The following is an 11,801-nucleotide window of genomic DNA, read 5'->3' as shown; positions in this document are numbered from 1 at the left end:
TGCTGAAAAACAGTAAAAGCAAAAAGTTTTAAAATCAAAAATCAAGTTGCAAAATGATGCAACTTGATTTTCTTCTTGTCCAATATTCTTAAAAAAGAATTAAACAAAACCAACTTCCAAATGGTTTCTACGTTGTATATTTTTAAATACTGATTATCAATAAATTAGCATGCAAATATAAAACTATTTTTGGATAATGATAAAATCGGAACGTCTATTTAACAAATGCTCTTGCTCTGTACATTTCACTCCGTTTTTACATTTATTTATTAATCTGCTTTCTCCGTAACCAATAGCACTTTCTATTCTTGAAGCGTCTATATCCTGCGAAACTATGTAGTCTCGTGTCGATTTAGCTCTGTTATCAGAAAGTTTAAGGTTATAGGAATCTTTACCGCGAGAATCTGTATGTGCTTCTATCTTGATTCTGATATTCGGAAAGTTTTTCATGACAAAAACCACTTTAGATAATTCTTCAATTGCTTGCGGTGTTATATCGGATTTATCATAATCAAAATAAATTGGATTTACATCTACTTTTTCGACTCCTTTCTTTTTAACTACCAAATCGTCATAGTTACTAAGTTCAAAATCTACATCTACAATTTCTCTTTGATTCTCTTTCGTCGTTTCAACATTTTTTTCATCATGACTGTAGTTCATCTTTGTAGCCTCTAATCTAACCTGCTTGTTACATGGTATCACAACAGCATATTTTCCTTCGAAATTCGATTTGGTTTCGGCTAAAACTTCATCAAAAGAATCATACGCAATAATGGTTACCTCTGTAATTGGCAATTTGGATCTTCTATCAATAACTTTACCTGATATACTTTGATTACAAGCTGGTTTGGCTTTTAGAAAAGAATAAATATCATCATCGCCTTTACCTCCGGCTCTATTAGAGGAAACATAACCATAAGTACCTGCTCTGTCCATTACAAAAGCGAAATCATCTTTATTACTGTTAATCGGTGCTCCTAAATTTTTTGGTGTCGAAAAACTTCCATCTGCTAAAAATGTACTTTCATAAATATCTAAATCTCCCATACCATAATGCCCATCGGAAGAAAAGTAAAGTACTCCTTTATTAAAATAAGGAAAAACATCATTACCAATTGTATTGATTTGCGGTCCCAGATTTTGAGGAGAACTCATGATTGTTCCGTCACTGGCAATTTTCACATAATACAAATCCGTTTCGCCATATCCACCTGGCATATCTGATGCAAAAAAAAGCATTTTACCATCTTCACTTAAGGATGGATGTCCAACAGAATATTCTGTACTTTTATTAAACAAAATATCTTGTGGGTTTTCTAATTTATTGTTGACAATTTCACCTTTTACGAGATGAAAATTATTGGTTTTGGTATCATCAACAACCAATTTGTTTTTCTTTACAATATTGGTCGTATAATAAATTGTCTTCCCTTTATCATCAAACGTTGCTGTTGCTTCATGATATTTTGTCATTACATTTGGCAGAAACATTTCTTCATTAAAAAGTGTATTATCAGCTGGATTTCTTTCCGCAACATATAAATTCAGAAACGGCTGATTATTCCAGTTATACAGCTTTTCAGCAAATTTTGTCGTATCCCTTGCTGATGTATACACTACTTTGTCTCCAAAAAAAGTAGCTCCAAAATCAGATTTACTAGTATTAATCTCCAGATTTTTAATTGAATAAAGTGACTTTGCTTTAGACAAACTATCTAAGATTTTTTTCTGGGCTACATATCTGTTGATCTCCTTTTGATCTCCTTTTTTATCCAGATACTCTTTGGTAACTCTATTCGCTTCCTCGTAATCCATCATTCCTTTCATGGACTGAATGTACCGCAGATAGTAAATATCGGTTAAATTGTTGCCTTGTACTTCATAGAGCTTTCGATACCATTTGAGTGCATTTTGCGCATCTGAAATAAAATAGTACGAGTCGGCAGCATTCTTTAACGTTTGAGCAGATGGATTTTTAATGTTTTGTAAAATTTCCTCGTAGGCTTTTGAAGCATCCTGATAAGAATAATTTTTAAACAAGGCATCCGCTTTTTTCAAATTAGTCTGAGCAAAACCAAACGTAAGACTCAAAACTAAACTTAGGACATATAATTTTTTCATAGGTTTACATTTTAAAAGAATCTAGGTGACTTGATTTTACTTTCTCTCTCGTTAAATCGATAACGAAGGATAATTTCATGTGAACCGTCGTTGTATTTGTTTAATTGACTTACTGTATAATCGAAGGCATATCCGATGTATAAACTTCTTGATAATTGAAAACCCGCCAGGAATGCTACAGAATCATCTGTTCTGTAAGCACCTCCAAGAACCAATTTTTCATAAAGCATGAAGTTTGCCGAAATATCACCACTAATAGGAGCTCCAGTTACGGCTTTTATTAAAAAGGCCGGTTTAAATTTTAAACTTGGAGTTAAATCAAATACATATCCCCCCATTAAATGGTAATGCAATCGGTCATAAGATATTGATTCCTGAATATCATCGTAATAGTTGCTTTCTATAAAACTAGGAATAGATAAACCTACATACCATCTATCGGTATAGTAATAAACTCCGGCTCCAACAGCTAATTTTGCCTGATTGTTGATATTTTGATTTAACAAAACATCATTAGGATCGTAATATCTCCCTTTTGACCAGTCAACATTTAGCATTCGCATACCTGCTTTTACACCAAATGCCAATCTTTTTTCATAACCAAGTGGAATTGAATAAGCAAAATTTCCATCGATGTACAATTCATTTGATGGCCCGATTTTGTCATTCACCACGCTAAATCCTAAACCTATATTCTCATTGCGGAGTGGCGTATGAATAGAGAATGATTGTGTCTGCGGAGCACCCGGAATTCCGATCCATTGTGAACGATATAATAGCGCTGCTTCTACACCGCCGGTAGATCCTGCATAAGCAGGATTTATCGACATTGTGTTGTGCATATATTGTGTATACTGTGGATCTTGTTGCGCATTTGCGCAAAACGTAATAAAAGAACATATTATAATAAAATATGATTCTAATGATTTTATATATAGTTTCATAACGATACTTATTAAGTTAAATTAGTTAGATGATTAGATCAGTTAATTATCTCATGATAGATAACCATCCTTTTTTAATCGTTCCGTCTCCAATGTCTATCACATAAAAATAAGTACCTGTTGGCAACATATCTCCTCTACTTAGAACTCCTGATACATTAGCTGTACCGTTCCAATCATTTTCATAACCTTTTTTACTGTATACTAATGAACCATATCTATTGAAAACTTTCAATTCATTGTTTGGATAAGCTTCGATACAGTCAATTTTAAATAAATCGTTAGCTCCGTCATTATTTGGCGTAAACTCATTATAAACTGTAAAACAAACTGGTTCCACAAAAGCTGTTGCTGAATTATTAGCAGCATCAACATCTAAAGGAGTTGAAATTTCAATCGTTGCAACATTGTTGTAATTACCACTTGGTAATACTAAAAGTCTAACTTCTAATATTTGGCTATCTCCAGGATTTAATGTTGGAATGGTCCAAAGCTGTGTTACAGGATCATATACTCCTACTGTTGTAGTGAAGGATACTAAATCATATCCACTCGGAATTAATTCACTTACAATTGTATTCAGAATTGTTCCTTGTCCAACATTGTTTACTGTAATGGTAAAGACAATGATTTCACCAAAACTAGGTTTAGGGTTACTAACTGTATTGGTAATTGTTAAGTCTGAACATGTTGCAACAGTTAGGTCTAATGATTTTGTTGTGGTTTCATCGCAATTATTAAGATACGTTACCTCAACTCTTCCCGGACCTACATCTGACCATGAAATCGTTGCTGTTCCATCTGCATTTCCTCCACCAGATGTAATGGTTCCATTTGTAACAGACCAAACATAATCTGATTTTCCATTGGCAACTGAATAGCTAATTCCCTGAAACACACATGGTGTATCGTCTGTAGAAACCAATGGAAATAAAGCATCGTTTTGAAATTCTATACCTACTCCTAATCTTGCAGCATTTGTACAGCCAATTGATACATTATTATCTGTTGTAGCATAATAGGTTCCTGCAGTAAGTGGCGTATTTGGTGGTAATGGAGTACCTCCCGTTGCTGAAGTATACCAGACAACATTTGGCTGACTTACTACTATATCTTCTATAGTTGGTGTTGCCGAAGCGCAGAATACCTGTACTGCTGTTGGTGAATTAATAATATCTGGAGTATTTACATTTACTGTTACAGGCAATCTTAAAGGATTCTCGCAAGGCACTGCACCTGAAATAGCTCCATAATATATTCCGCTTACAAGTGCTGTTGTAGCAGGAAGAGCAGTTCCTCCTGTTGCAGCGCTGTACCAAACTACATTTGCTTCATTCGCCTGAATATTCGCAACTGTTGGTGCATCTATTAAACAGAAATTTTGAGGATTCTCATTCGTCGTTGGTGTTGCACTTGCATTAAGTAACGTTACATCTACTCTTAATCTTCCTAAACTTTCGCAAGTTGTAATAGGATTTACCAATGCTCCAAAATAAATTCCTCCATTTACCAACGCAGTTGTTGGTGCGATAACAGTTCCGCCTTGTGCAGCTGTGTACCAAATTACACCAGTTTGATCTACTGCAATATTAGCAACTGTTGGTGCAGCTGTAATACAGAAATCTTGTGTAGTATCTGTTGTAGTTGGTGGCAAAGGATCTGTAACATTTGCGGTAACAGCTAATCGTACAGCACTTGAACAAGTTGTTGAAGCATCTGTAAAACCTCCGTAATAAACTGTTCCGTTTACTAAAGCTGTATTTGCTGCAAGTGGAGCTCCTCCTTGTGGTGCAGCATACCAGATTACGCCGGTTTCGTTTACTGCAATATCAGCAACTGTTGGTGCATTGGCTAAACAAAAGTCCTGAGTTATATCTGTCGTACTAGGTGTTCCCGGATCATTAATTGTTACGGTAACGGCCAATCTTGCAGAGCTTTCACAAGTTGTTAATGGATCAACTAATGCTCCATGATATGTAATTCCATTTACTAAAGCTGTATTTGCTGCAAGAGGTGTTCCGCCTTGTGCTGCAGCATACCAGATTACACCAGTTTGATCTACTGCAATATTAGCAAGTGTTGGTGCATTTTCTAAACAAAATTCCTGAGTAGTATCTGTAGTTGTTGGTGGTAACGCATCATTAATATTTACTGTAACGGCCAATCTTCCTGAACTTTCGCATCCTGTTAAAGGATCAACAAAAGCACCATAATAAATTGTTCCGTCTATTAAAGCGGTTGTTGGTGCAAGAGGGCTTCCGCCTGTTGCAGCAATATACCAAACTACATTTGTTTCGTTTACAACAATATCAGAAACTGTTGGTGCATCTATCAAACAGAAATCCGGAGTATCATCTGTAGTCGTTGGTGTAGCGGGATCATTTATTAATATGGTTGCAGGTTCAAGTGTTCCTGCAAGATTCTCACATGAAACATCACTTGCAACCGCTACATAATAAGTACTTGGGCTCATTGCACGAGTTAATCCAGTTACTGTTAAAGCACCTGTAGCACTTATGTTATACGTTACAGTACCTACAACAGCTCCATTTACTATAGGTTGTGTTTTAGCAGCATCAAAATACCAGGTAAAAACCGGATTGGTAAATGTAACCGATGCTGTTGGTGTTAAAGTAGCCGGAACATCGTGACATACCGCTACATCATTAACCGTAATATCACTTGCGATTGATGCTTTAAGTATAGTAAATGTTATTTTTTTTCTATCTGCTTCTGCAGTCTGACAAAACTCAGTTCCGCTAACGCCAACAGAATAAGTATAAGTTCCCGGAGCCAAACCTGTTAAAGGCAGTTGAGAATTAGTTTGTCCTGCAACTAACTGATCTGTTGTTCCATCAAAAACATACCAGTAATAAATTGGATTTGTCAATGCTGGATTTCCACTTAAGCTTGTTGCTAAAGTTACTGCACCTGTTGGAGAACAAATACTTGTATCTGATCCTCCGTTTAAAGTTATATCTGTTAAAGTTGTTGCAGGGCTTAAATCATCAATAGTAACGGTTACTTCTCCTCTTGCATAAACTTCACAGTCATAACGTACCGGTTGTATATAATATTTATACGTTCCTGGTGCTAATGTAGCCGGAATATTAAATGTTCCGCCATTTGCTACAACATTACCACCTGTAGGTGCATCATACCATACATAAGTCGAGCAGCTTTCCGCAGGGACTTCAAGTATAACACTACTGCCAGGACAAACTGTTATGTTATTATTAATATCACTATCTATGACTTTCGTGTTGGCTACTCGCTCTACAGTATGAACTCTTAAAAAATCCAATACTCCTACAGCACCTCCTAAACGAATTCTGATGCGATCAAAAGGTTCTGGTTGAGATTCTATAAGTACTGTTGCCATAGTATTTCCCGGTAATAATCTAATACTCAATAATGAATCTGTATTTAATATTGGAGCTCCAACCGGTACATTACCAAGATATCGCTGAATACTTAATCCTGTAAGTGCTGTTACATCTAAAAGCACAGCAGGCTTAGAAATCACAATTTTTATACTATCAGTAGCTATTGATGGCGTTTTGAATACCACAGTCAAATCTGCTGCAGCAAGTGCATTAATACCACTATACATGGTTGCAAAAGTTGCAATATCATTATCTGATACGTTATAAGGGTCTGTAACACCTACTGTTGCTGTTACTGCTCCTATAGGCAGACCTAAATCTGTCGCACCATGGTAAATATCCTGAATATCTCCCGGTGTACAAGCTATAGTTGGTACCTGAATGCTGTAATGAGCATCGTAAACTCTTGTGTTTTGAAGAACACCAACAATAGCTGCGGATTGAATTCTTATTCCGTCATAATCCTGAGGTCCTCCTGTATTTGAAGGAACAAAAGTAAATTCATAAGCATTCTCGCCAGATAATAAATTCAATAATGATCCTGAAACAGATTGTAAAACTCCAATATCAACTGGATTTCCTAATCCGTCACGTTTAGTTCCAATCACACTTAAATTTTGACCTACGGCTACTGCACTGTATTCAGAACCTAATTTTACTTTTACTGGAGTTCCTTTTGGAATAGTTGTTGGCCATTGTAAATTTTGCCACGCGCTTCCAATTCCTAAAAGTCCAATTCCTGTTGTAATTGTAGAATAAGTTCTCGTATTACCATCAACAGCGTTTCCGCCATTGGTTACAGTACCTGTTAAAAGCGAGCCTGAAGTTTGTGTTGTAGCATATACTCTTTCTGTTAATAACTGACAAGCAGTTACTGAAATTACATTGATCGAGAAAGTAGCAGTTATGGAACAACTTGCATTTGTTGCAACGGCTGTATAGGTATAAACTCCCGGAGTATTTAATGCTCCTGTAGAACCTACTACCTGATTACCTGCTGGATCATACCAGGTTACCGTTCCGTTTGATGTTGCAGTAAGCGGAACAGATGTACCCACATTTACTGAGATAGATGGCGGTACAGTCAAACTTGGTAACGGATTAACATTAACTGTCACCTGAAGTCTTGCAGATGGACATGTAACACCGTTACCTTGAGCTTGAATGAAGTAAACACCACTTGTATTTATATTTCCTGCCGCAGCCGGAGGAATAACATTATTTAATGAATCGTAAAAAGTATACGTTGTATTTCCTGTAGTATCCAAAGGAGAAATTGCATTTCTTAAATCTACAGTTCCACAACCTGCTAACGGAGTTGGTATTACTGTTAAAGGTGTTAGAGCCGGAGCATTTATAACAACTTCTTTTAATGCCTGAGCTGCAGTTTCGCAAATTCCACCATTAGTAGCTGAAATAAAATAACTGAATGGTGCTGATGAAAGGGTAAGACCACTAATTGTTAGTGCTCCCGTTGTAGCATCTTTTACATACGTTACTCCTCCAATAGTTCCGGTGGTTATTTCCTGAGCTTTTGTCTGACTTGTATAATATCTGAATGTTGCTCCGGCTATAGTAGATGTCGGAGTTAAAACAGCACCACCGGTACAAGTAGCTTCTACAGGACTTGCAATAATAATATTTGCTGCCGTTGGAACTGGTAAAACATTTACTGTAACAGCCTGTCTAATAGTATTAACACAAGTTCCTCTCGTCGCCTGCAAGTAGAATGTTGTTGTAGCATTCAATTGCGCTGTTGGAGTTACAGATACCGGAGTACCTCCTGTTGGGACAGTATACCAGGTAAAAGTTTCTGTTCCCGAAGCTGTTGCTCCCAATGTCGCACTTCCTCCTGCACAAATTGGAGTTGCATTTCCTGTTATAACAGCATTTGGAAATCTGTAAGAAGCTCCATAAATATTTACACTGGCTACAACTGTAGCTAAGCCGCTTAATCTGATTTCAAGTTCATTAAATGAAGCTGCTGCAGTAAAGCTAACTTTAAATCTATTTCCTGATAATAACTGAACATTTAATACATTGTTATTAACTGCAGTTCGGTCATTATTATAAACTCCACCACTATAAGTCGCTAAGGTAATATTAGACACAAGACTGATATCAAGAGTTCCAACAGGAACTTCTAATTCTACATCTATAATATCCCCAGCCTGACCAGGAGTAGGAAATGTTAAACGCTGTTGAATATAACTTCCCACGCCAACCGGCATAGAAAGATTAGCAAATGTATTTATATCATTGTCAACAGAACCATTTTGATTTGTACTTGTACACCCAACACATATTACAACAGGGTTAAGACTTGTAGCCTGAAAATTAGGCTGTAAACAACCATTAACGGTAGTAATAACAGTTACGTCTATAACGGCTCTTGTACCGCTTACACAATTTGTTATTGTATTTCTCGCCTGCACATAATATGTTTTACTTTGCATCAGCGCCGGATTTGGCGTATATGTCGCTGTATTGGTAGCTATAGCTGTTCCTCCTGTAGGTACATCAAACCAATCATACGTTACATCAGGTACGGAATTTGAAACCTGCAACGCAACAGTTTGTCCAGATTGAATAATTACATTGGAAGAAACCGGTGTTGCTGTTGCTGGTAAAGGATTTACTGTAATGCTTACAGGAGTACGGGTAGCATTAATACAGCTTCCTATTGAAGCTTCAACATAATATGTCGTATTTGCTGTCAAAGCTGGTGCTGAAAATGAAGTACCTGTAAAAACTAAATTTCCTCCCGTAGCAGCATCGTACCAATTATAAACGGTACCTGTAACGGGTGCCTGAACCGCAAATACAGTACCTTGTCCGCTACAAATAGTTGCAGAAGCCGGACTAATAACCGGCGTTACCGGACTGGTAACATTTATTAAAACGGGAGTTCTCTCACTGTTTACACATCCATTTCTGGTAATTTGAACATAATATGTTGTTGCAGCATTTAAATTTGGAGTGGTAAAAGAAGCTGTACTAACGATGGCTGTACCTCCTGCCGGAGCAGCATACCAGCCCACTGTTTCACCTGCTCCCAAACTAGCCACTACTGTAGCGGCAGTTCCTGCACAAATAGTTGTATTACCCGTAATTGTTGGCGCTTTATATCTGTACGTTGCCTGATAAATATCTAAATTTGATAAAAGCGTGGCTAATCCTCCAAATCGTATTTCGACACGATCAAAATTCGCACCAGCAACTATACTGGCTCTAAAACGATCTCCTGATAATACTTGTAATGTTACTAAAGGATTAGTAATTAAAACTCTATCATTATTAAAAGTAGCTCCATTATAAGTGGCTAAACTTACTCCTCCTAATAACACAACATCAGCAATGCCGCCTGGCAAGCCTAAATCTACATCTACAATATCTCCTGCTTTACCAGGATTACTAAATTGTAATGTTTGTACTATTCCTGCATTTAATAACCCGGCAGGAACAGTAAGTCTGGCTGCCGTAGTCGGATTTCCATCAACAGAATTATTAGGTGTTGTTGTGCTACACAATAAACATAAACCATTTTGAGCTGTTTGCTGGCTATTGGCTTCTAAACATCCTCCTAATGGAGATGGTAAAACTGTAACTACTACAGGAACTCTTGTTGCGCTTACGCAATTTCCTGTAGTACTTTGAGCCTCAACATAAAATGTTTTTGTAGCGTTTAATATAGGTGTAGTAAATGTTGGTGAATTTGTAGCAAGAGCCGTTCCGCCAGTAGGGACGTCATACCAGTTTAAAGTTGCTCCGGAAGACGGCGGAGAAGCAGCAGCACTTAAAGTAGCGTTTTGCCCAGCCTGAATAGTAGCGCTTTGAGTTAATAAAGTTGGTAACGCAGGCACTGCCACAGATACCACACTAATTCCTGTACGAGCCGGACTAACACAGCCACCTATTACAGCTTCTACAAAAAATGGAGTTGTTCCTACCGAAACAGTAGGCGAGTAAGTTGTACCAGATGCCAATGAAACGCCTCCACTTGCAACTGAATACCAATTGTATGTTGTTCCTGCAACCGGATTTGAAACAGATAAAGTTGTTTGTTGCGTAGCTCCTGTAGAACATATTGCAGTTCCTGTAGTACTTAAACTAGGTGCAACAGGATTTGCAACATTTACTACAACAGGTACTCGTGAATTACTCTCACAAGTTCCGCCTCTTGATACCCCAATATAATAGGTAGTATTAGCTGTTAAAATTGGTGTCGGATAACTGTTTCCTATTTGTAAAGCAGTTGTAGCAGTTGGTGAACTATACCATGCTAAGGTAGTTCCTGCTGACGGAGTAGCTACAAGTGTTGTTGAAGTACCAGCGCAAATTGTCTGATTTAATCCTCCTGTTACGGTCGGTTGTGCAAATTCTAAACGAACATCATATATCCTTAAACTAACTAATAAGCTTAAAAGTCCTCCTACCTGAATTTGAACCTGATTGGTATCTCCGGTCAACGTATATCTTGCCTCAGCAATATTATTTCCGGATAACAGATTTAAGTTCAGGAGCGGACTGTTTAATGCTAAGCTAGTACCTGAATTTACTGATGACAATTTAGGTTGAATAGTTGCATTTGACAGTAATCCTACATCCAGTACAGAATTTCCTGTACCAAAGTAAATAACAATCTGATCGCCTGCTCTCGCAGTTTGACCTAGTGTCAATGTTTCCTCTACGAAACATCCTACTCCAACTGCATTAGTCAGTGTAGCAAAAGTGGTTAAGCCTCCGGTATCAAAGGCATTCCCGGGACTATCTACATTTAAGCCCACACATAGCAATCCACCTTGCGAATTAGTTTGAGAACTTGGTCTACAAACAGTTTGCGCAAATGAAGTACCAGATAAAAACATTAAAAATAATAGTCCGAACAATCTCTCCTTAAAGTTGAGATTAGAAAAAGTAAAGATTTTTTTCATAATTTGGAAGATTAGAAAATGGACAATAAAATACTTGTTGCGATAAGTACGAATACTTAGGCAATTAAAAAAACGTTAATAATCAATTGGTTAGAATTAAACTTAAAGACTCGGCAATAAGTCAATTAAGTAGATTTCTTAAAAAATATTTTTTTGCTTTGTTATAAAAAATAGTTATCCCATTCGGATAAATAATTGTTCCAAAACTTTTGAAGAATATTAACTTAAGTCAATATTCGATGTAGTATGATTTGTAGTAATCAATTTTCATAATCGAAAATTAAAATCTGAAAATGAGGGATTTCAGAAAATTTATATATTTAGTCGAATCAATTAATAGTTACAGAATGTTGATTAGGCGCTCTGCTGTTTCTTTTTATTTAGAATTACCAACTAAAAATTGATTTATAATT

Annotated in this window: 3 protein-coding genes; all 3 read right to left on the bottom strand. The window is 36.8% G+C overall.

All coding sequences use genetic code 11. From position 1 onward, the window contains the following. Positions 1 to 183: 183 nt before the first annotated feature. From B0A66_RS11240 to B0A66_RS11230, 3 genes are read right to left on the bottom strand one after another with little or no spacing between them, the layout of a single operon-like run. Positions 184 to 2,124, bottom strand: a complete 1,941-nt coding sequence (locus B0A66_RS11240) for an OmpA family protein (RefSeq protein WP_089049935.1) — start codon at positions 2,122 to 2,124, stop codon at positions 184 to 186. A gap of 11 nt (positions 2,125 to 2,135) precedes the next feature. Further along, entirely contained in the window at positions 2,136 to 3,068 is a 933-nt protein-coding gene (locus B0A66_RS11235) for a PorP/SprF family type IX secretion system membrane protein (RefSeq protein ID WP_089049934.1), read from the bottom strand. Between the two features lie 46 nt (positions 3,069 to 3,114). Continuing rightward, complete coding sequence (locus B0A66_RS11230) at positions 3,115 to 11,388, bottom strand: Ig-like domain-containing protein (RefSeq protein ID WP_089049933.1); 8,274 nt, start codon at positions 11,386 to 11,388, stop codon at positions 3,115 to 3,117. Positions 11,389 to 11,801 lie beyond the last annotated feature (413 nt).

The organism is Flavobacterium hercynium, from assembly GCF_002217285.1.
Taxonomy (GTDB): Bacteria; Bacteroidota; Bacteroidia; order Flavobacteriales; family Flavobacteriaceae; genus Flavobacterium; species Flavobacterium hercynium.
This window is presented reverse-complemented; position numbering and strand designations above follow the sequence as displayed.